Here is a 20,303-nt window from a genome sequence, read left to right as displayed (position 1 = left end):
CATGGCCTACGCCATCGCCGCCTATCTGCATTTTCTGGCGATATTCCTGCTCTTTGCCCTGCTGCTGCTGGAGCACCATCTGTTCCGGCAGCCGCTGACGCTGGAGCGCGCGCGCAGCCTGTTCCGCATCGACATCGCCTTCGGCATCACCGCGGCGGCGGTACTGGCCAGCGGAGCGGCGCGGGCAATCTTCTATGGCAAAGGTCTGGACTATTACCTGAAGAACAGCCTGTTCCATGCCAAGGTCGGCCTGTTCGTGATGGTCGCGGTACTTTCCATCTATCCCACCCTGACGTTCCTGCGCTGGCGCCCGGCCTTGTCCGCTGGCCAGGCACCGATCATCTCGGACAACAGCGCCAGGTGGGTCAAGCTGACCATCCGCTTGGAGCTGCTGCTACTCCTGCTGATCCCATTGCTGGCGGCACTGATGGCGCGCGGCTTTGGCGTCATGCCCGGCTGACGCCGGGCTCGCCACTCAAGGCGTCAGATAGGAAGACCGCGTTAGGCCCAGTCGCAACGCATCGATGTACTGGGTGCGTTCCTTAGCACTCAGCTTGGCGCTGGCGACCTTGTCGCGGTAGTAGGTCATCAGCTCCTCGGGCGACAGGTGCACGTAGCGCAGCATGTCCTCGATGGTGTCGTGGGTCTCGATGCCGGCGTGGTAGTAGCTGCCGTCCTCGCGCTGGTAGACATTCACCGAGTCGGTATCGCCGAACAGGTTGTGCATGTCGCCGAGAATTTCCTGGTAGGCGCCGACCAGGAACACGCCGAGGAAGTACTCCTCGCCGGGCTGCACCTCATGTACCGGCATGCTGCTCTCGATGCTCTGCTCGTCGACGTACTGCTTGATCTTGCCGTCCGAGTCGCAGGTCAGGTCCTGCAGCACGGCGCGCCGCACCGGCTCCTCGCTCAACCGATGCAGCGGCACAATCGGCAGAATCTGGTCGATCGCCCAGGTGTCCGGCAGGCTCTGGAACACCGAGAAGTTGCAGATGTACTTGTCCGCCAGCTTGTCGTTGAGCTCGTCGAGCACCGCGCGGTGCGAGCGCTGGCGCGCCTTGAGCTGGTTGTACAGGCGGCGGCAGATGGCAAAGTAACTCTGCTCGGCCAGGGCTTTCTGCGCCAGGGTCAACTTACCGGAGGCATACTGCGCACCGGACTCGCTCATGTAATGCGTGGCGCGCCAATAGGTTTCGGTAACCATTTCCGGGTCGGTCGGCCCGAGTAGATCGGCCAGCGACTGAACGACATCCGGCAGCTCGGCGTAATTGTCGATCTGCGGCACCTCGTCGTTATGCCGTTCGACGTCGGTGACCTGCATGACCAGCACCGCATGATGCGCGGTCATCGCCCGCCCGCTCTCGGAGAAGATGTTCGGGTGCGGCAGGCCCTGCGCCTCGCAGAATTCCTTGAGCATGCCGACCACGGTGCCGGCGTACTCGTCGATGTCATAGTTGATCGAGCTGGCGTTGCGCGAATGGGTGCCATCGTAGTCGACCCCCAGGCCGCCGCCGACATCGATGTAATCCACCGGCAGGTTCAACGCCCGTAGCTCGGCGTAGTAACGGATAGCCTCACGGAAGCCCTGACGGTAGTCCGCCAGGTTGGCGATTTGCGAGCCCATGTGGAAGTGCAGCAGGCGGATACCCTGATCCATTTCTGCGGCGCGGAAGCGTTCGATCACCGAGAGCAACTGCGCTGCGGACAAGCCGAACTTGGAACGCTCGCCACCGGTATCGGCCCACTTCGACGAAGCGAGCGACGACAGGCGCACACGCAGACCGACCTGCGGCGTCAGCTTGAGCTCGTTGGCCTCCTCGATCACCAGGCCGACCTCGGACTCCTTCTCGATGACGATGAATACGTTATGCCCGAGTTTCTGGCCCATCAGTGCCAGACGGATGAACTCGCGATCCTTGTAGCCATTGCAGACGATGGTGCCGCCCTTTGGCGCAAGCGCCAGCACAGCCATCAGCTCCGGCTTGGAGCCCGCTTCCAGGCCGATGGAAACGTTCTGCGTTGCGATGATGCTCTCCACCACCGCTTCCTGCTGGTTGACCTTGATCGGATACAACGCGGTGTACTTGCCGGCGTACTCCATGCGCTCGATGTTGGCATCGAAGGCACCGGTCAGGCGCCGTACGCGGTCCTGCAGGATGCCGGGGAAACGCACCAGCAACGGCAGCGACAACCCCGCCTCGCGCAATTGCTCGATCAGGCCGTTGAACTCGATCGGCTCACCGCTCGGCCCTTGCGGGCGCACTTCGACATTGCCCTGATCGTTGATCGCGAAATACCCAGCGCCCCAATGGCGGATACCGTAGATGCTGCGGCTATCGGCAGCGGTCCACTGGCTACCGTCGTCTTTACGTGTGCGTCGTACAGGCATCAAGGCCTCCCGGAAGAAATTGAGTGTTTCGCAGCGAGCAGAACCGCGCGGCGAAGGCTATGCGGCTTCGACAGCCGATATGCGGAAAATGGTGAAAATCGGTGGAGGCGTCACATCGGCGCTCAGCCACCGGACTTCTTGGCCTTGAAGCCACGTTTGTTCAGCTCGTCGATCAGCAGCTGAACGTGGTCGCCCTGAATCTCGATGACGCCGTCCTTCAACGCGCCACCCGTGCCGCAGCGGCGCTTCAGCGCGCTGGCCAGCTCCTTGAGCTCGGTCTCGGCCAAGGGAACGCCACTGATGGTGGTCACCGTCTTGCCGCCCCGCCCCTTGCTCTCGCGGCGCACCCGCGCAATGCCGTCGCCTTCGGGCAGAACGCTCTGTTTGCAGATGCAACTGCCCAGCGGTTGACTGCACTCGGGACAATGCCGACCAGCATCGGTGGAATAGACCAGCCCGCTCAGGCCGGCCAGGGAAGTGGTTTTCTTCGCCACACAAACCTCACTCGCCAATCTGGCTCTGCCTGGCAGAGCCGAAGTGCCGGCTAATTTACCAGCAATGCGAGTCAGTAGCAGAACAGAGTCCGGGCGACGGATATGAAACCCGGACTGCTCACGTAACCGGGAGCCCAGCGAAGAGTCGCTCAGCCCTTCTGATCGATACGACCGGTCGGTGCATAGGGCGAGGGATCCACGATCGGCGCCTGCCCAAGCATCAGATCGACCAGCAGCTGGCAGGACGCCGGCGCCAGCACCAGCCCGTTGCGGAAGTGTCCGCAGTTCAGCCACAGCCCGTCGAAACCGCTCACCGGCCCTATATAAGGCACACCGTCCGGCGAACCGGGACGCAGACCGGCCCAGTGCTTGACCACTTGCGCGTCGGCCAGCGCGGGCAGCAATTCGATTGCGGTCGCTCTCAGGCTTTCCAGCGCGTCTTCCGTCGGCGTCTTGTCGAAGCCGACATCTTCCAGCGTGCTGCCGACCAGGATGTGGCCATCGCGCCGCGGAATCGCATAACGCCGCTTGGCCAGAACCATGCTCGGCAAGAAGTCCTCCGCGCACTTGAAGAGGATCATCTGCCCCTTCATCGGCTTGACCGGAATCTCCAGTCCCAGCGTCGTCAGCAGCTGTGCACTCCAGGCGCCCGCCGCCACCACGACCTGATCCGCTCGCATCTCGCCCTGCGCCGTCTGCACGCCTACGATGCGCGCGCCATCGCGCAGGAAACCTTCCACCGGGCACTGCTCGATTACATTCACATTCGGTAGCTGCCGCAGCGCTTCACGCAAAGCGCGCAGCAGACGGGGATTGCGAATGTTGGCGACCCCCTCCATGTAGACGGCACGCCCATAACCGTCACCCAATGAAGGCACGGCCTGGTGCACCGTTTCCATCGACACTGAAGTGAGTGGCCGCCCATAACGCTCAGCCCAACTCAATGCCTCGGCCTCATCGTGCAAATCCAGCCAGTAAAGACCGGTGACATGCACCTCCGGATCCACGCCAGTCTCGGCCAGCAGCCGTTCGCCCAATTGCGGATAAAAGTCCTGCGACCAATGCGCCAACGCGGTGACCGCCGGGCTGTAGCGCCACGGATACAGCGGAGAAACAATCCCGCCCCCGGCCCACGAGGCTTCACGGCCGACAGCACCTGACTCCAGCAACGACACGACCTTGCCTGCCTCCGCCAGCCGATAGGCCGACAACAGACCAATCACTCCCCCGCCGACAACGATCACTTCTTGATTCACACGCCTCTCCAACCATCTGGTTCACATTTCGGCCCATCTTCACTTGGACCGACGAGCAGGCTGCTTTAAAAGAGCGTCTGTTGTATCTCGCGAACGCCGATACACAAACAGCAGCCAGGACGGCTGAGCATCATACGTGCAAAGGAACCGCACTATGGCGAACCGAAATCAAGGCTTCACGCTTATAGAGTTGATCATCACCCTTTCGATACTGGGTATCGTCGTAGCGATAGCCATTCCAGTAGTCGACGAAACGATTGCAAGAAGTCGTCGGGAAGCGCTGAAAGACGAAGTAGAGAGAATCCTGCATAACGCCCGCGCCCAGGCAATCATCCAACGCCGTACTGTAGAGGTATGCGGCACTGGCGACGGTAAGAACTGCTCTGCGAACTGGGCGGACGGTTGGCTTGTACGCACATCGAGCGGCCAGATATTGCAGCTTACCCAGCTTCCGACTCATGACGCCCTGCGCTGGCAGGGTTTCAGCGACAACATTCGGTTTCGCGACAACGGCACTACCCCTACTAGCAACGGACGCTTCTACCAATGTTACCGACAGCAGATCGCGTGGCAGCTCATTATCAGCCGCCAAGGGCGGGTACGGCAGGCACTAGCAGCGGAGAACCAACAAAAAGCCAGCCTGTGCCAGTAGGCGTTTGCCGCGAAGTCGCGGCAAACGCCGACCCCGTCACATTCTCCTGCGACGCGGACCGAACGGCCGACCGCCTATCCGCGAAAATATGCCAACCATCATCCCCATGCGGACAAGACACCGACGCATTTGCATCATCCGCTCACGATTCTCTTGGAGTACACCATGTCACGCCGAACCGACATGCACGGATTCACCCTGGTCGAGCTGATGATCACCGTGGCACTGCTGGGCATCTTCGCTGCGATTGCGGTCCCGAGCTTCAACAGCCTGATCCGTAGTAACCAGGTGCAGAGCAAGGCCGAAGAGCTAGCGATATTCCTGCAACACGCGCGCGGACAAGCCGTCCTCAACAGGCAGACATACGAGGTCCAGATTAAAAGCAACGGACCGTGGGAAATCGTCAAAGCAGGTAGCGACGACGCCGAGCGCATCTTGGAGCATAACCCCGACCATGCGGAGATCCTCAGCTCAGCCCTTAGCGACGACAAGCTGGTCTACCGGGCCAACGGCACCGCGACAACGGCCAAGTTCACCGTATGCCGCGAATCCGACCCAGCGACCGGCTATCTGCTCGAAGTGCAAGCCAGCGGAGGCCTCGTCCTCTACCCGCGCGGCAGGAAAGACGGCGCTGCATTGGACAGCTGCACACCATGAGGAACCTAATGAAAACCAATAAAGGCTTCAGCCTGATCGAAGTACTGGTGGCCCTACTGCTAACCACCATCGGTGTACTGGGAATGGTTGCCCTGCAGGGCCGCAGCATTCAGTACACCCAAGACTCCGTACAGCGCAACACAGCCATTGTCCTGGCCGGAGACCTCATCGAAATTGTAAGAGCGCACCCGAAAGAACTGTTCAACACCTCGCCGCCGCAATTTCCTATGAATAGCGGGTTAAAAGGCAGTTCCATTTTCTATAAAGACGCCGGCGATGACTTCGCCGACCGCGAGAGCTGCGTGGCGAGTCCGACCCGAATTGCAAAAACGGCAAAAGAATTGCGCGACTGCTGGGCGGACAAGGTTGAAGCGTTATTGCCAGGCGGGAGCGAACTATTCGATAGCGACGTATACGTTTGCCGCAGCTCTATTGCAGGTGATTGCGATAACAAGGGTTCAATGCTTGAAATTCGCCTGGCCTGGCGAGTTCGTGAATGCCTTGATGCAAGCAATTCCGATGTCTGCAGCTATACAGTTCGGGTAGAACCATGAATCACTCTAGATATCAATTTGGCTTATCAATGGTAGAGCTGCTTATCGCACTAGCGATCAGTAGCTTTCTAATCCTCGGTATTACGCAAGTCTATATCGACAACAAGCGTAACTATGTCTTCCAACAGAATCAGGCCGGAAACGTAGAAAATAGTCGTTTCGCCGCTTTAGTCATTAACGACTACCTAGGTAAGGCCGGTTATCGCCGTACGCCTTCAGCGCTGCTGGACATCGTTTTCCCCAGCCGCCCGGCTTCCGGTGGATGCCTTGCGTTCAATGCAGGACATGCCGCGACCGGCCTGAATCCCAGTGAAGGTGTCGGCTTCTGTATTCGCTATCAGCCACAGACCGGCAACGAACTGGACTGTCAGGGCGCTGCTAGTGCTGTTACATACGATGAGGCCTTCCCTTCGTCCCCGCCTGATGCTGGTGACTTGACCGTTCTAGCGTTCAAGTACGAACCCAGCAGCGACGACCAGCTGCAAGACGGCCGCCTATTGTGCAAAAGCCTCAACGCAACCAGCCCGCAGTACGGCGAGGTACTCCGCGGCATTGCGGACCTGCGTTTGGACTTCGGTGTAGGTAAGACTGACATGCTCGAAAAGGAAGTCACCACCTTCATCCAGCAAGCAGATTGGACACCCGCCAGTGGAGCAATTCGTAGTGTGCGCTATGCGCTGCTACTCGCCAGCCGTGCAGGGCAACGCGACGGCGATGATTCGAAGGTTCTCGACGACTGGCTGTTAGAGGCCTCAACGGAAGCGAAGGCCCGACTGGAAGAAGCAGATAACAAGCGCATCTACCAGGTAGCAGGCGCCACGCAAACCATCAGGAATCTCATGCCATGACGTTCAATTCCCGCAAATCTCAGAGCGGAGCGGTGCTCCTCGTTTCCCTCGTCATGCTACTGGTATTGACCGTGCTGGCCGTCAGCAGCATGCGCGGCGTGACGCTCGAGTCCCGCATTACGGCAAACCGCCAACACGACATGAAAAGCCAGAACATTGCAGACGCGGCATTGCGCGAAGCTGAATTTCGTTTTTACGGTCCCGGCAATCTGGCCGACAAGCTTGAAGCCAAAGCAGCGAACTGTTTGGCGGCGAACACGCTGAAGACCAATGGAATCAACAGTCCCTGCCTGCTTGAAGTCAAGACAGATCGCCTGTTGGCATTCGTGGACCAGCCGCAAAAGGCCGGCGGGGATGATTTGCTAACCGCCTCGAACGTCTGGATGCCCTACCGCGGTACGGACCCTGCCGCCGACACCGAAGCTGACGCCCACTACAACAGCATTCTGGCGGCTGAAACAGGTAATGCGGCCGTCAATGCCGAGTACGGCGGGCGCGGCGAGGGAAGTGGCACCTATTTCTATCTCAACAATGGCAAAACCGGCGACGCCCTCTATCTGCAGTCGACCCACGCCAACATCTACCTTGGCCTTAACAATTGAGAGCCGACATCATGTCCCGTTTTCATCCTTATTCTCGCGCTAAGACGCTCTCATACGCTCTTTTTGGCGTAGCCCTGCTCAGCGCAGCCAATAGCTTTGCGGCTGTATCACAGAGCCCGTTGAGCCTCACCGTTGGCGTCCCGCCAAACATGGCGCTCACCCTGGACGACTCAGGCAGTATGCGCTGGGCCTTCGCCCCAGATAACGTCAATGGCATACACGCGACGCGACGAGCGAAGTCGAGCGATTTCAATCCACTTTATTTCAACCCAAGTATCAGCTATGACGCACCCATCGTTTTCGATACGAACGGTACGGAACAGCAACTTTCTACCAGCTATAGCGCCGCTTTACTTAACGGTTACAAAAGCACCCTTGGCAATATTGATCTACGCAGCGACTACAAGTTCACATGGAGCTATGATCTTCGCAGCGCACAGGCCACCACGTACGGGTATAGCAACACGAGCAATAACCTAGGAGAAAACCCGAGTGCAGACTTTCCAACCTGCTACGTCACTACATTAAATGTCGGCGAAAGCAAAACCTGCACAAATGCAGGAAGAACTATAAAGATCACCCGCGGGGCCGACACCAGAGGCTGGAATTCGACCCGAACGTGTACCGCCTCAACGGATGGCTGGGCAAGCGGAAGCTGTTCTTACGATAGCGGCAATGGCCGCTACACCGGTAGCTGGAGACGGGCGGGCGTCCCGGCCTACTACTATACGTATGACGCCACTCTCGCCAGTAACTGCACCACAGCTAACGACAACTGTTACCGCCTGAACTTCGTCAGTAGCGACCAACAGCAAAACTTCGCCAATTGGTACTCTTTCTACCGCAATCGCGCTCTGGCCACCATTTCCGCTGCGGCGCTAGCCTTCTATGACCTCTCACCCTCTGTTCGCCTGACCTGGCAAGGGCTTGGTAATTGCAAGAGTTTCACAGGTACCGATACGGCCAACTGCTACAACAACTCGCTGAAAGATTACTCGCCGACACACAAGGGGCAACTTTACGCTTGGTTGCAGAACATCAACTTCAATCAGAGCACACCGTTACCAGCGGCGCTAAAACGTGCCGGTGAGTTCTATACCACCACCACGCCCTGGCAGAAAAATCCAAACGGTACCGGCAACACCACACAGAATACCTATGCCTGCCGCGCCAGCTACCACATCCTGATGACTGACGGCATGTGGAACGCCACCACCGACATGCCCAGCAATTTCCGTCACGATGCGGCGAACTTCACCCTGCCTGACGGTCGGGCTTATAGTGAACGCAAGCCCTATTACGACAACACGAGTGAAACTCTGGCCGACCTGGCCATGCACTACTGGGCTACCGACCTTAACCCTGATCTGGACAACGACTTACCGGCGTACATACCCTTCAAAAGCGGCGATACGACGGCAGACTACTGGGACCCGCGCAACGACCCGGCGACCTGGCAGCATATGACCAACTTCGTCATGGGCCTGGGTCTGACCCAGTCGCTCAACAATGCCAACGTGCCCTGGGCTGGCAGCACCTTTGCTGGGACTGGCTATAGCAACTTAGTGTCCGGTGCCGCCAGCTGGCCGCCAGCTGCCAGTAGCGGCGCTAACAACGCCAACAATGTTTATGACCTTTGGCACGCGGCCATCAACTCACGCGGCGAGTTCTTCAGTGTCGACAGCCCGGAAGCAATGGTTCAGGCCTTCGATGACATTCTGTCCCGAATTGCTGATCGGAAATCCACAGCAGCCCGGCCTGCCATCAACTCCGGCCAGGTCAGTACCGACGAAAATAACAACGGCACCGTCAAGACCGTCTCATATCAGACATCCTATGCCAGCGACGACAACTGGTCTGGCGACGTCAAGCGCTTCGAAAAAGCCTGGAACGCCCAAAACAACGCCTTTGAAACTTCCGAAATATGGAGCGCCAAAAGCCAAGTGCCTGGTTGGCAAAGCCGGACCATAAAAATGGCCGGCAACACGAACAGCGGACTCGTGGACTTCACTTGGGACAACGCTGGTTCCGCGGAGACTACCGGCACGCTGGCCAATCTTCTAAGCCGCGACCCGGAGAACAGTAACCTGCCGGACGCCCGGGGGGAGCAGCGCTTGCAGTATCTTCGTGGAAACCGAAATGGCGAGAACTCAACGTTCCGCCAACGCAGCAGCGTCCTAGGCGACTTCTATTCATCTAGCCCTGCAGTGGTATCTGGGCCCCGCTACCTGGTTAACTTTAGCAATCGCCTGGAAGGCAACACCGCTTATTCGACATTCGCAACCAATATCGCTGGGCGGACGCCTCGCGTATATGTAGGCGGCAATGACGGCATGCTCCATGGCTTCAATGCACTTACCGGCGTCGAAGAATTTGCCTTCGTCCCCAGTGCCGTGTTCGCCAAGCTCAACAAGCTGACCGGTACCAATTACAGCCATGAGTTTTATGTCGATGGCAGCCCGGTCGTAGCAGACGTATTCAACGGTACAGAATGGCGCACCATCTTGGTTGGCACTTTGAAAGCCGGAGGCAAATCAATATTTGCGTTGGACATTACGACCCCCGGAAGCGAAGAGCTCCTTTGGGAGTTTGATGACAGCAGCTTACCGGACGATGCCGCAGCGAAAATGGGCTACAGCTTCTCGCAACCCACCATCGCACGCCTGCATACAGGAACCTGGGCGGTTGTGTTCGGCAATGGTTACGAAAGCGCCAACAACACCAACGGTAAGGCGGCGTTGTTCGTCGTCGATGCAATGGAGGGCACTCTGCTAACCAGCTTGGAAGTCCAAGGCGTCGATGGCGTTGCGAACGGGCTGTCGACTCCCAAACTCGCCGATTACAACGCCGACGGCGTAGCTGATTACGCCTATGCAGGAGATCTGCAAGGCAATCTCTGGCGTTTCGACCTGCTGCGTAACGGTCGTAGTGATACGGCGCCCTTCACCACCGAAGATGATAGCGAAAACGCCATTGATGACTTCGAGGTGGCCTTTGGCGGCCAACCACTGTTCAGCGCCGTGGCAAACACCGGGACCGAAGGTCGTCAGCCCATTACATCAGCACCAAGCCTAGTGCTCCACCCTACTGGCTTCGGCTATCTGGTCGTATTCGGTACCGGCAAGTTCTTCGAAACCGGCGACAAGGAAGGCGACAAGAGTTTCGCCCAAACGGTATATGGCATCTGGGACAAACAGACGCTGGGCGAGGAAGCAAGTGACCCGAATATCGCTCGCAGTAGCTTGCAGGAGCAGACAATCACAACCCAAACCACCGTCGAGGCCAACGGCACCACGCGCCAAGGTCTCGTACTGAGCAATAACAACGTCAGCTGGCAGGGCAGCGACACCCAGGCGGCACAAAACGGCTGGTTTCTGAACCTGCGCCAGAGCCAGGGGGAGATGGTGGTGGAAAACATGTCGCAGCTGGGCCGCACGATATTCTTCCAGTCGCTGATTCCGAATGACGACCCTTGCGGTGATGGCGCGAACAACTGGACCTACGCCATCAATCCCTTCACTGGCGGCAGAACCTCTCACAATGCCTTTGACTACATACCAACCACGGATATCGGTACTACCAATGTCTCAGCGGTTCGTCAGGATGGCGAGGGCGGGGGTACGCTTTCCCAGGATTCCGACGGGACATACCAATACTGCACAGGTCAGGAGTGCATCAATGTCTACCCGGACCCCGCAAGCCTAGGCCGCCAAAGCTGGCGTCGTATCGAACAGGAATAACGAGATGAATCCAGTATTAACGGAGCAGTCCATGAAGCGTACCGAGCGCGGTTTCACTCTGATTGAGCTCATGATCGTGGTCGCCATCATCGGTATCCTGGCAGCGATTGCCTATCCAAGCTATGACGAGTACGTCAAGCGCGGTAACCGCACCGAAGGCCAAGCCCTGCTGAGCGATGCATCCGCTCGGCAGGAGCGTTACTTCGGCCAGAACAATGCCTACATCACTTCAGACGCCGATATAGCCAAGCTGGGATTGAAGAACGGTAATACATCGGAAACCGGTAAATACACGCTATCGGTAGGAACAAACAATGGAGATGGCGGTTATACACTCACGGCCGAACAAAACTTCGGCGACACCAAGTGCGGCAACCTAACCCTTAACGCCCTGGGCGCCAAAGACAGGAGCGGCAGCGGGAAGACTGCAGCGGAGTGTTGGCGCTAAGTCTTCAATTGAGCGAGCAACGCTCTTTAGCTGAAACAAAAAATGGGGCCTGTTAAAGGCCCCAGTTTGTTGAACAAGATACGAAGCAAGTCAAACAGCCCTCACCCGCAACTCCTTCGGCATGGAGAACGTGACGTTCTCCGGTCGCCCTTCCAGCTCGTCCATGCCTGTGGCACCCCACTCTCGGAGCTGCTCGATCACCCCACGCACCAACACTTCGGGCGCTGAAGCGCCCGCGGTGATGCCGATGCGCTCGATGTTCTCGAACCATTCACGCTTGAGGTCTTCGGCGCCGTCTATGAGATAGGCAGGCGTGCTCATGCGCTCCGCCAGCTCGCGCAGGCGGTTAGAGTTGGAGCTATTGGGGCTGCCCACCACAAGCACCACGTCGCATTCGTCAGCGAGCTGCTTCACTGCATCCTGGCGGTTCTGAGTGGCGTAGCAGATGTCATCCTTGCGCGGGCCGCCAATGCTTGGAAACTTGCTGCGCAATGCGTCGATGACACGACTGGTATCATCCATAGAGAGCGTGGTCTGGGTGACGAAGGCTAGCGCCTCGGGGTTACGTACCTGCAGCTTCGCGACGTCTTCCTCGTCCTCCACCAGGTAGATCGAACCGCCGTTACGCGAATCGTATTGCCCCATGGTGCCTTCAACTTCCGGGTGGCCCTGATGCCCAATCAGGATACATTCGCGCCCATCACGGCTGTACTTGGCGACTTCCAGATGCACCTTGGTCACCAGCGGACAGGTGGCATCGAAGACCTTCAATCCGCGCTTCTCCGCTTCGAGCCGCACAGCCTGGGAAACGCCGTGGGCACTGAAGATGACGATTACGTCGTCCGGCACCTGATCGAGCTCTTCGACAAAGATCGCCCCACGCGCACGCAGGTCTTCCACCACGAACTTGTTGTGCACCACTTCATGCCGTACATAGATCGGCGGGCCGAAGACTTCCAGAGCACGGTTGACGATTTCGATGGCGCGATCGACACCAGCGCAGAAGCCGCGGGGATTGGCGAGTTTGATTTGCATGATTGATCTCGGCACGCGGAAACTTGAAGACGAAGGAGTGTAACGCGATACAGGCTACAGCGCAGATAGCGCCCAAAGGCCAGCGGTATTCGCTGGCCTACAGCCGAACTAGGCGGGTTTGACGTCGATGATCTCGACTTCGAAGGTAAGGGTCTTGCCAGCCAATGGATGATTGAAATCGACGGTAACCTGACTATCGTCGAACGCCTTCACCACACCCGGCAGCTCGGTGCGCGCAGCATCCTGAAAACTGACCATCAGCCCTTCGGAAAGCTCCATTCCGGCGAACTGACTGCGTGGCATGACCTGCATATTCTGCTGGTTGACCTGACCGAAGCCCTGCTCCGGCGCAATCTGCAGGGTGCGCTTGTCACCTGCCTTGAGTCCGTAGAGTTGCTGCTCGAAGCCTGGCAGCAGGTTGCCATCGCCCACCTTGAAGGTGGCAGGCTTCTTGTCGAACGTGCTGTCGACCAGCTCACCCGTCTCCAGGCCGAGCGCGAAATGCAGGGTGACTTCCTTGTCCGGCCCAATGCGCTGTTCAGTCATGTGCGGCTTCTCCGGTCTTGTTGCCCTTGAACATATCCAGCGCCAGCATCACGGCGCCGACGGTGATGGCGCTATCGGCGATATTGAATGCAGGGAAATACCAGCGATTCTGCCAATGCACCAGGATGAAATCGACCACATGGCCCAGCACCACGCGGTCGTAGAGATTGCCAATCGCACCGCCCAGAACCAGCGCCAGCGCGACGGCCAGCCAGGTTTCGTTCGGTTTTAGACGCTTAAGCCAGACCACCAGCACGACACTGACGCCAACCGCGATGACCGCAAACAGCCAGCGCTGCCAGCCACCGTGATCGGCGAGGAAGCTGAACGCCGCACCGGTGTTGTAAGCCAGCGTCCAGGCGAAGTAGCCGGGAACTACGTCGACCTTTTGATACAGGCTGAAATTGGCCTCGAAGTAGTGTTTTGTCGCCTGATCGAAGGCGATCACCAGCACACTGAGCCAAAGCCAGGGGAGCCTGCCGAAACGTGCACTCATACCGTAGCCTCCGCTAGCACACCGCGCGGCAAGGTGGTGGTCCTTTCCCCACCGAAACGGAAGGCCACGTCGTAATGGGGGGCTGAAGCCCACCCTACGGCAGTAAGCACAGAGTCACGCATAGTGGCGAACCTCACCAGCACCTTCGATGTTCTCGATGCAGCGCCCGCAGATTTCCGGATGCTCGGCATGAGCACCAACATCTGGAAGGTGATGCCAGCAACGCCCGCACTTGCTGTGCTCGGTCTTCTTGACCACCAGCTTGAGGCCGACCAATTCGCTCTCCACGGCTTCGGCTGGCGCCTGGGTCAGTGGTGCGATATCGACAGCAGAGGTGATCAGTACGAAGCGCAGCTCGTTGCCGAGCTTGGCCAACTCTGCAACCAGGGCATCTTCGGCATACAGCGTGACTTCCGCCTGCAGGTTGCCGCCAATGGTCTTGGCCGCACGCTGGTTTTCCAGCTCCTTGTTCACCGCGGTCTTGACTGCCATGACCTTGTCCCAGAAGGCGCGATCAAGCTCGGTGCCTTGCGGCAGTTCGGTCAGGCCGGTGTACCAGGTGTTGAGCATCACCGACTCGTTACGCTCACCCGGCAGGTACTGCCAGATTTCCTCGGCGGTGAAGGCCAGGATCGGCGCGATCCAGCGCACCAGCGCCTCGGCGATGTGATACAGCGCGGTCTGGCAGGAGCGACGCGGCAGGCTGTCCGCACCGGTGGTGTACTGGCGGTCCTTGATGATGTCCAGATAGAAGCCGCCCAGCTCCTGCACGCAGAAGTTGTGCACCTTCTGGTAGACGTTCCAGAAGCGATAGGTGGTGTAGGCCTCCTCGATCTCCTGCTGCAGCAGCAGTGCGCGGTCGATGGCCCAGCGGTCCAGGGCGATCAGCTGATCATTCGGCACCATGTGCTGCGCGGGATCGAAGCCGTCGAGATTCGAGAGCAGGAAGCGTGCGGTGTTGCGGATACGACGGTAGGCATCGGCGCTGCGCTGCAGGATCTGCTTGGATACCGCCATCTCGCCGGAATAGTCGGTGGCCGAGACCCACAGACGCAGGATGTCGGCGCCCATGCTGTCGGTGATTTCCTGCGGCGCGATGACGTTGCCGAGGGACTTGGACATCTTGCGGCCGTTCTCATCCACGGTGAAACCGTGGGTCAGCAGGCCCTTGTACGGCGCATGACCGTCGATGGCCGCGCCGGTCAGCAGCGATGAATGGAACCATCCGCGATGCTGGTCGGAGCCCTCCAGATAGAGATCGGCACGCGGGCCGCTTTCGTGACCCATGGGGTGCGAGCCGCGCATCACATGCCAGTGGGTGGTGCCGGAATCGAACCAGACATCGAGGGTGTCGGTGATCTTCTCATACTGCGCCGCTTCGTCGCCGAGCAACTCGGCTGCGTCGAGCTTCGACCAGGCCTCGATACCGCCCTGCTCCACACGCTGCGCCACGGCTTCCATCAGCTCGACGGTACGCGGGTGCAGCTCGCCGCTTTCCTTGTGCAGGAAGAACGGAATCGGCACACCCCAGGTGCGCTGACGCGAGATACACCAGTCTGGGCGCCCGGCGATCATGCCGTGCAGGCGCGCCTGGCCCCAGGCCGGGACGAATTCGGTCTGCTCGATGGCATCCAGCGCACGGCGGCGCAGCGAGCTGCCGTCATGGGCAACCTTGTCCATGCCGACAAACCACTGCGCCGTGGCGCGGTAGATCAGCGGGGTCTTGTGCCGCCAGCAGTGCATGTAGCTGTGCTGGATCGACTCGTGCTTGAGCAGCGCGCCAACCTCGGCGAGCTTCTCGACGATCGCCGGGTTGGCCTTCCAGATGAACTGGCCGCCGAAGAACGGCAGGTCGGAGACATAGACACCGTTACTCTGCACCGGGCCGAGAATGTCGTCATTCTCCATGCCGTAGTGCTTGCAGGAGCGGAAGTCGTCCTCGCCGTATGCGGGCGCCGAATGGACGATACCGGTACCGGCACCGGTTTCCACGTAGTCGGCCAGATAGACCGGAGCGAAGCGCTCGTAGAACGGATGGCGGAAGCGGATCAGCTCCAACGCCTTGCCTTCGCAACGGGCGGTGATTTCACCAGCCAGGCCGTAGCGCTGCAGACAGGACTCCACCAGCTCCTCGGCCAGTACCAGCAGACGCTCGCCGGTGTCGACCAGCGCATAGACGAACTCAGGATGGACGTTCAGCGCTTGGTTGGCCGGAATGGTCCAGGGCGTGGTAGTCCAGATCACGATGCTGGCGGGCTTGGTCAGATTCGGCAGACCGAACGCAGCAGCCAGCTTGTCGGCATCCTCGACCGCGAAGGCGACGTCGATGGCATCGGATTTCTTGTCCTGATATTCGACTTCCGCCTCGGCCAGCGCCGAACCGCAGTCGAAGCACCAGTTCACCGGCTTCAGGCCCTTGAAGACGAAGCCACCTTCGACCAGCTTGGCCAAGGCGCGGATTTCCCCGGCTTCGTTGGCGAAGTCCATGGTCTTGTACGGGTTGTCCCAGTCGCCCAGGACGCCGAGACGGATGAAGTCGGCTTTCTGCCCTTCGATCTGTTCGGCCGCGTAGGCACGGCAGCGCTCGCGGGTCAGATCGGCCGGCTGGTTCTTGCCGAAGGTGGTCTCGACCTTGTGCTCGATCGGCAGACCGTGGCAATCCCAGCCCGGCACATAAGGCGCGTCGAAGCCGGCCAGGGTGCGCGAGCGGACGATCATGTCCTTGATCACCTTGTTCACCGCGTGACCAATGTGAATATTGCCGTTGGCATACGGCGGGCCATCGTGCAGGACGAACTTCGGGCGACCTTCGCCGATCTGCCGCAGCTTCCGGTACAGGTCAATGCTGTTCCAGCGCTGCAGAATCTCCGGCTCGCGCTGTGGCAGACCGGCCTTCATCGGAAATGCCGTGGACGGCAGATTGAGGGTCGCTTTGTAATCGGTCATTTCAGTCCTGACTCGTCATAAGGGGTGAAGCCCGCCAGTAATCACGGGCAGCGGCGATGTCGGCATCAATCGCCGTCTTGAGCGCCTCCAGCGAGGCAAAGCGCTGCTCGTCGCGCAGCTTGCGATGAAAGGTCACCTGCACCAGACGGCCGTACAGGTCGCCCTGATAATCGAGCAGATGCACTTCCAGATGTGGTTTACCGTCACTCTCGACCGTGGGCCGCATGCCGATGTTGGCGACACCGGCAAGCGATTTGCCATCCAATTCGAGACTGACCAGGAACACGCCACTTAGCGGCGTATTGCGACGCTTGAGCTGCACATTGGCAGTCGGTGCGCCGAGCTGGCGACCTAGCTTTTGCCCATGCATGACCCGACCGGTGATACCGAACGGCCTGCCGAGCAGCGCCTCGGCGCAGGCCAGATCACCCTCTGCCAGCACCTGGCGCAGCCGCGTACTGCTGACCCGCTCGCCATCCACCTCAATGGTGGTCGCGGCCTCAACCGAGAAGCCTTCGGCCGCGCCGGCCTTGAGCAGGAAATCGAAATCGCCGGCGCGGTCGCAACCGAAACGGAAATCGTCACCCACCTCCAGGTGCTGCACTCCCAGCCCGTCCACCAGCGTGGCATGGACGAACTCGGCGGCACTCAGCTCACGCAGGCGGCGATTGAACGCCAGACACAGCACCAGATCGACGCCCTGCTCGCTCAGGAGCTGCAGCTTTTCACGCAACCGGGTGAGCCGTGCCGGCGCCTTGTCCGGCGAAAAGAACTCACGCGGTTGCGGCTCGAAGATCACCACACAACTGGGCAGCCCCAATTCGGCCGCACGCTCGCGCAGCCGCGCCAGGATGGCCTGATGCCCCCGGTGCACGCCGTCGAAATTGCCGATGGTGGCGACGCAACCCCGATGCCGGGGTCGCAGATTGTGAAGGCCTCGAACCAGCTGCATACCGCACTTCTTGCTTGAAAAGTGGCCGATTATACGCATGTGCCGAGCATCCCGGACAGGTTTGCGCCGCCCGTGAATCGTCGATCAATGCCGCAAATGCCGCGGCCGCAGTCCCGTCAGCAGCAGCCCACCGGCAAATGCCGCCAACCCTGCGCAAACGAGAATCCCCAACCGCAGCGCTCGCTGCTGCCAACCCCAGGCAAACCACTCTTGTGCCGGCACATTGAGCCACCAGACCACCGCCACCATTGCCGCGCAGGCAGCCGCCAGGCGCAACCCGAACGGCCACCAGCCAGGCGCCGGGCGATAGACCCCGACCTTGTACAAGCCCCAGAACAACAGCACCGCGTTGAGCATCGAGGATAACGACGTAGCCAATGCTAATCCCACGTGCTGCAACGGCCAGATCAGAATCAGGTTCATCACCATATTTGCGATCATGCAAATGACCGCGACGCGCACCGGAGTCTTGAGGTCCTGACGCGCGAAGAAGCCCGGCGCCAGCACCTTGATCAGCATGAACGCCAGCACGCCCAGCGAGTAAGCCTGCAGGGCCCGTGCCGACTGAACCACTGCCTCCTCACTCATGGCGCCGTAGTAAAACAGGCTGGCAATCATAGGCTCGGCGAGGATACCCAGCGCCAGCGCAGCAGGAACACCGACCAGCAGCACCATGCGCAACGCCCAATCAACCGTCGCCGAGAACGCCTTCGGGTCTTCGCCGGCGTGCTGACGCGACAGGCTCGGCAGGATCACCGTACCAATCGCGATACCGAACGCCCCCAACGGCAACTCGGACAGGCGGTCGGCGTAGTACAACCAGGAGACGCTGCCGGTTTGCAGGAAGGACGCGAGCACGGTATCGAGCAGCAGATTGATCTGACTGACAGAAACCCCAAACAACGCCGGCACCATGAGCAGCATGATACGACGCACCCCCTCATCACCCCGTTTGACCCTTGGCCGGGGCAACAGGCCGAGCTTGGCAACGTACGGTAGCTGGAAGGCCAACTGGGCGAAGCCCGCGATGAACACCCCCCAGGCCAGCGCCATGATTGGCTGATCGAAATAGGGCGTAAGAAACACCGCCGACGCGATCATGCAGACATTGAGCAGCACTGGCGTGAAGCCGGGCACCGCAAAATGCCCATAGCTGTTGAGCACGCCGGAGGTGAATGCCGTCAGCGAGATCAACATCAGGTAGGGAAAGGTGATGCGCAGCAACTCGCCGGCAAGCTGCATCTTCGCCGGATCGTCGTGAAAGCCTGGCGCGAAGACCATCACCACATAGGGCGCGAACAGCACGCCCAGCGCGGTCAGACCGGCAAGGATAAGTCCGAGCATGCCGGCGGTGCGATCCACCAACTGCTTGACGTCGGCCAGCGTGCGCTTGGTGCGATATTCCGACAGCACCGGCACGAAGGCCTGGGCAAAAGCCCCCTCGGCAAACAGCCGGCGTAAGAAGTTGGGAATCTTGAACGCAATGAAGAAGGCGTCAGCGGCAGCTCCAGAACCAAAGTAGCTGGCGACGACCATATCGCGTACCATACCCAGCACGCGCGACAGCAGGGTCATGACACTGACCACAGCGCTGGAACGCAACAATCCGCCCTTGCCGGTTTTTTCGGACATTTGTCTTCCTAGAATTGCAGCGAGATTGATCGACCGAGCGCCTGGCGCCGGCCGGATCGATGGCCAGTTACGACACGAAAAGAGGCGGCGAGTTTAGCCGCACCCCTTCTGTCCGACCAGCTTCTCAAGCCATTCGACCAGGCTTGACAAGCGACCTTCGCGTCGGCATGATTCGCGGCCTTATTTGCTTTGCAATCCCCCAAGTTTTCGAGGAGTTCGACGGTGGCCAACAGCCCTTCCGCCAAAAAACGCGCAATTCAGGCTGAGAAGCGTCGCAGCCACAATGCCAGCTTGCGCTCCATGGTTCGTACCTACATCAAGAATGTGGTCAAGGCCATTGACGCCAAAGACCTGGACAAGGCTCGCACAGCCTACACTGCTGCCGTGCCGGTCATTGACCGCATGGCTGACAAAGGCATCATCCACAAGAACAAAGCCGCTCGTCACAAGAGCCGCCTGAACGGCCACATCAAGGCTCTCGGCGAAACTGCTGCAGCCTAACTGCAGGTTCTTGAAAAAAACCGGCCTAGCGCCGGTTTTTTTATGTCCCGCTTTTACCCGTCACCACGATGACGGGAAAGACTCAGGTTATGGCGCTACTGGCCAGGGCAGAATCGGAATGGCCGTAACCGCATTTTGCGGGCTACCTTCGATGACACGATCGCTGTAGACGAGATAGACAAGAGTATTGCGCGACTCATCGAAGAAGCGCACAACCTGCATCGTCTTGAAGACCAGCGAAGTGCGCTCCTTGAAGACCACATCACCATCCTTGAGCTTAGCGTTAATGCGAATAGGCCCAACCTGCCGACAGGCGATGGACGCCTCAGCCCGATCTTCTGCGAGACCCAAACCACCCTTTATGCCGCCGGTCTTTCCGCGAGAGAGATAGCATGTCACGCCATCAACCAAGGGATCATCGAATGCCTCGACGACAATCCGATGATTCGGCCCAAGCCACTTGAATACGGTATCCACCTCGCCGATCCGCTCGGCAAGCGCGAACTGCGGAATCGTGAGCCCAAGGGCCAATGTCAGAACGGCAAGACGCATCAT

At 59.4% G+C, this 20,303-nt stretch carries 19 protein-coding genes; 9 read left to right on the top strand and 10 right to left on the bottom strand.

The window, feature by feature from the left end; translation table 11 throughout:
- Nucleotide 1 precedes the first annotated feature (1 nt).
- Nucleotides 2-460, top strand: coding sequence for a DUF2214 family protein (locus AAEZ08_RS12030; RefSeq protein ID WP_482695498.1), 459 nt, complete (start codon nucleotides 2-4; stop codon nucleotides 458-460).
- Between the two features lie 15 nt (nucleotides 461-475).
- Here the strand turns inward: AAEZ08_RS12030 and speA are convergent, their stop codons facing one another.
- The 3 genes from speA to thiO form a co-directional block, all read right to left on the bottom strand.
- Complete coding sequence (gene speA, locus AAEZ08_RS12025) at nucleotides 476-2,389, bottom strand: arginine decarboxylase (RefSeq protein ID WP_500124360.1); 1,914 nt, start codon at nucleotides 2,387-2,389, stop codon at nucleotides 476-478.
- A 122-nt stretch (nucleotides 2,390-2,511) separates the two neighbouring features.
- Nucleotides 2,512-2,883 (bottom strand): translation initiation factor Sui1, encoded by a 372-nt coding sequence (locus tag AAEZ08_RS12020; protein WP_427702835.1) that lies wholly within the window; start codon nucleotides 2,881-2,883, stop codon nucleotides 2,512-2,514.
- A 149-nt stretch (nucleotides 2,884-3,032) separates the two neighbouring features.
- A complete protein-coding gene (gene thiO, locus AAEZ08_RS12015; protein WP_278433554.1) occupies nucleotides 3,033-4,139 on the bottom strand; it encodes a glycine oxidase ThiO in 1,107 nt (368 codons plus the stop codon).
- Between the two features lie 154 nt (nucleotides 4,140-4,293).
- Between thiO and AAEZ08_RS12010 the strand changes: the two genes are divergently transcribed.
- The 7 genes from AAEZ08_RS12010 (at nucleotide 4,294) to AAEZ08_RS11980 (ending at nucleotide 11,640) form a co-directional block, all read left to right on the top strand.
- On the top strand, nucleotides 4,294-4,791 hold the full coding sequence (locus AAEZ08_RS12010; RefSeq protein ID WP_058063840.1) for a GspH/FimT family pseudopilin: 498 nt from the start codon (nucleotides 4,294-4,296) through the stop codon (nucleotides 4,789-4,791).
- A gap of 165 nt (nucleotides 4,792-4,956) precedes the next feature.
- Nucleotides 4,957-5,448 (top strand): GspH/FimT family pseudopilin, encoded by a 492-nt coding sequence (locus AAEZ08_RS12005; RefSeq protein ID WP_500124359.1) that lies wholly within the window; start codon nucleotides 4,957-4,959, stop codon nucleotides 5,446-5,448.
- An 8-nt stretch (nucleotides 5,449-5,456) separates the two neighbouring features.
- On the top strand, nucleotides 5,457-6,002 hold the full coding sequence (pilV, locus tag AAEZ08_RS12000) for a type IV pilus modification protein PilV (protein WP_058063838.1): 546 nt from the start codon (nucleotides 5,457-5,459) through the stop codon (nucleotides 6,000-6,002).
- Nucleotides 5,999-6,850: a PilW family protein gene (locus AAEZ08_RS11995; RefSeq protein WP_058063837.1), complete on the top strand. Its 852-nt coding sequence runs from the start codon at nucleotides 5,999-6,001 to the stop codon at nucleotides 6,848-6,850. Before pilV ends, AAEZ08_RS11995 begins: the two co-directional genes overlap by 4 nt.
- Complete coding sequence (locus tag AAEZ08_RS11990) at nucleotides 6,847-7,452, top strand: PilX N-terminal domain-containing pilus assembly protein (protein ID WP_200631297.1); 606 nt, start codon at nucleotides 6,847-6,849, stop codon at nucleotides 7,450-7,452. Before AAEZ08_RS11995 ends, AAEZ08_RS11990 begins: the two co-directional genes overlap by 4 nt.
- A gap of 11 nt (nucleotides 7,453-7,463) precedes the next feature.
- The gene (locus tag AAEZ08_RS11985) at nucleotides 7,464-11,192 is read left to right on the top strand and encodes a pilus assembly protein (protein ID WP_500124358.1); all 3,729 of its coding nucleotides are present in this window, start codon (nucleotides 7,464-7,466) and stop codon (nucleotides 11,190-11,192) included.
- A 31-nt stretch (nucleotides 11,193-11,223) separates the two neighbouring features.
- The gene (locus AAEZ08_RS11980) at nucleotides 11,224-11,640 is read left to right on the top strand and encodes a type IV pilin protein (RefSeq protein ID WP_058064063.1); all 417 of its coding nucleotides are present in this window, start codon (nucleotides 11,224-11,226) and stop codon (nucleotides 11,638-11,640) included.
- A gap of 90 nt (nucleotides 11,641-11,730) precedes the next feature.
- Here the strand turns inward: AAEZ08_RS11980 and ispH are convergent, their stop codons facing one another.
- From ispH to murJ, 6 genes are all read right to left on the bottom strand, one after another.
- Nucleotides 11,731-12,675, bottom strand: a complete 945-nt coding sequence (gene ispH / locus AAEZ08_RS11975; protein ID WP_044315015.1) for a 4-hydroxy-3-methylbut-2-enyl diphosphate reductase — start codon at nucleotides 12,673-12,675, stop codon at nucleotides 11,731-11,733.
- Between the two features lie 108 nt (nucleotides 12,676-12,783).
- Nucleotides 12,784-13,221, bottom strand: coding sequence for an FKBP-type peptidyl-prolyl cis-trans isomerase (locus tag AAEZ08_RS11970; RefSeq protein WP_500124356.1), 438 nt, complete (start codon nucleotides 13,219-13,221; stop codon nucleotides 12,784-12,786).
- Nucleotides 13,214-13,717: a signal peptidase II gene (gene lspA / locus AAEZ08_RS11965; RefSeq protein ID WP_003281559.1), complete on the bottom strand. Its 504-nt coding sequence runs from the start codon at nucleotides 13,715-13,717 to the stop codon at nucleotides 13,214-13,216. The genes AAEZ08_RS11970 and lspA overlap by 8 nt, the downstream gene beginning before the upstream one ends.
- A gap of 114 nt (nucleotides 13,718-13,831) precedes the next feature.
- Nucleotides 13,832-16,663, bottom strand: a complete 2,832-nt coding sequence (gene ileS / locus AAEZ08_RS11960) for an isoleucine--tRNA ligase (protein ID WP_500124355.1) — start codon at nucleotides 16,661-16,663, stop codon at nucleotides 13,832-13,834.
- Between the two features lies 1 nt (nucleotide 16,664).
- Entirely contained in the window at nucleotides 16,665-17,615 is a 951-nt protein-coding gene (gene ribF, locus AAEZ08_RS11955; RefSeq protein ID WP_500124354.1) for a bifunctional riboflavin kinase/FAD synthetase, read from the bottom strand.
- Between the two features lie 84 nt (nucleotides 17,616-17,699).
- The gene (gene murJ, locus AAEZ08_RS11950) at nucleotides 17,700-19,247 is read right to left on the bottom strand and encodes a murein biosynthesis integral membrane protein MurJ (protein WP_500124353.1); all 1,548 of its coding nucleotides are present in this window, start codon (nucleotides 19,245-19,247) and stop codon (nucleotides 17,700-17,702) included.
- Nucleotides 19,248-19,469: 222 nt separating this feature from the next.
- Here murJ and rpsT point away from each other — a divergent pair, with 222 nt between their 5' ends.
- Nucleotides 19,470-19,748 carry a 30S ribosomal protein S20 gene (gene rpsT, locus AAEZ08_RS11945; protein WP_102820553.1) on the top strand — a complete coding sequence of 93 codons (279 nt, stop codon included), beginning with the start codon at nucleotides 19,470-19,472 and terminating at the stop codon, nucleotides 19,746-19,748.
- An 87-nt stretch (nucleotides 19,749-19,835) separates the two neighbouring features.
- Here rpsT and AAEZ08_RS11940 read toward each other — a convergent pair whose 3' ends face one another.
- Nucleotides 19,836-20,303 carry a CreA family protein gene (locus AAEZ08_RS11940; RefSeq protein WP_162097211.1) on the bottom strand — a complete coding sequence of 156 codons (468 nt, stop codon included), beginning with the start codon at nucleotides 20,301-20,303 and terminating at the stop codon, nucleotides 19,836-19,838.

Source organism: Pseudomonas sp. E45-MNA-CIBAN-0222 (genome assembly GCF_040310405.1).
Taxonomy (GTDB): Bacteria; Pseudomonadota; Gammaproteobacteria; order Pseudomonadales; family Pseudomonadaceae; genus Stutzerimonas; species Stutzerimonas stutzeri_AC.
This window is presented reverse-complemented; position numbering and strand designations above follow the sequence as displayed.

What these genes read in the sequence shown, in the direction of transcription:
- AAEZ08_RS11995 (WP_058063837.1), top strand. Translation starts at nt 5,999, where the DNA reads ATGAATCACTCTAGATATCAATTTGGCTTATCAATGGTAGAGCTGCTT.
- pilV (WP_058063838.1), top strand. Translation starts at nt 5,457, where the DNA reads ATGAAAACCAATAAAGGCTTCAGCCTGATCGAAGTACTGGTGGCCCTA.
- speA (WP_500124360.1), bottom strand. Translation starts at nt 2,389, where the DNA reads ATGCCTGTACGACGCACACGTAAAGACGACGGTAGCCAGTGGACCGCT.
- murJ (WP_500124353.1), bottom strand. Translation starts at nt 19,247, where the DNA reads ATGTCCGAAAAAACCGGCAAGGGCGGATTGTTGCGTTCCAGCGCTGTG.
- AAEZ08_RS11970 (WP_500124356.1), bottom strand. Translation starts at nt 13,221, where the DNA reads ATGACTGAACAGCGCATTGGGCCGGACAAGGAAGTCACCCTGCATTTC.
- ileS (WP_500124355.1), bottom strand. Translation starts at nt 16,663, where the DNA reads ATGACCGATTACAAAGCGACCCTCAATCTGCCGTCCACGGCATTTCCG.
- AAEZ08_RS11980 (WP_058064063.1), top strand. Translation starts at nt 11,224, where the DNA reads ATGAAGCGTACCGAGCGCGGTTTCACTCTGATTGAGCTCATGATCGTG.
- AAEZ08_RS11985 (WP_500124358.1), top strand. Translation starts at nt 7,464, where the DNA reads ATGTCCCGTTTTCATCCTTATTCTCGCGCTAAGACGCTCTCATACGCT.
- AAEZ08_RS11940 (WP_162097211.1), bottom strand. Translation starts at nt 20,303, where the DNA reads ATGATGCGTCTTGCCGTTCTGACATTGGCCCTTGGGCTCACGATTCCG.
- AAEZ08_RS12010 (WP_058063840.1), top strand. Translation starts at nt 4,294, where the DNA reads ATGGCGAACCGAAATCAAGGCTTCACGCTTATAGAGTTGATCATCACC.
- lspA (WP_003281559.1), bottom strand. Translation starts at nt 13,717, where the DNA reads ATGAGTGCACGTTTCGGCAGGCTCCCCTGGCTTTGGCTCAGTGTGCTG.
- AAEZ08_RS11990 (WP_200631297.1), top strand. Translation starts at nt 6,847, where the DNA reads ATGACGTTCAATTCCCGCAAATCTCAGAGCGGAGCGGTGCTCCTCGTT.
- ribF (WP_500124354.1), bottom strand. Translation starts at nt 17,615, where the DNA reads ATGCAGCTGGTTCGAGGCCTTCACAATCTGCGACCCCGGCATCGGGGT.
- ispH (WP_044315015.1), bottom strand. Translation starts at nt 12,675, where the DNA reads ATGCAAATCAAACTCGCCAATCCCCGCGGCTTCTGCGCTGGTGTCGAT.
- AAEZ08_RS12030 (WP_482695498.1), top strand. Translation starts at nt 2, where the DNA reads ATGGCCTACGCCATCGCCGCCTATCTGCATTTTCTGGCGATATTCCTG.
- AAEZ08_RS12005 (WP_500124359.1), top strand. Translation starts at nt 4,957, where the DNA reads ATGTCACGCCGAACCGACATGCACGGATTCACCCTGGTCGAGCTGATG.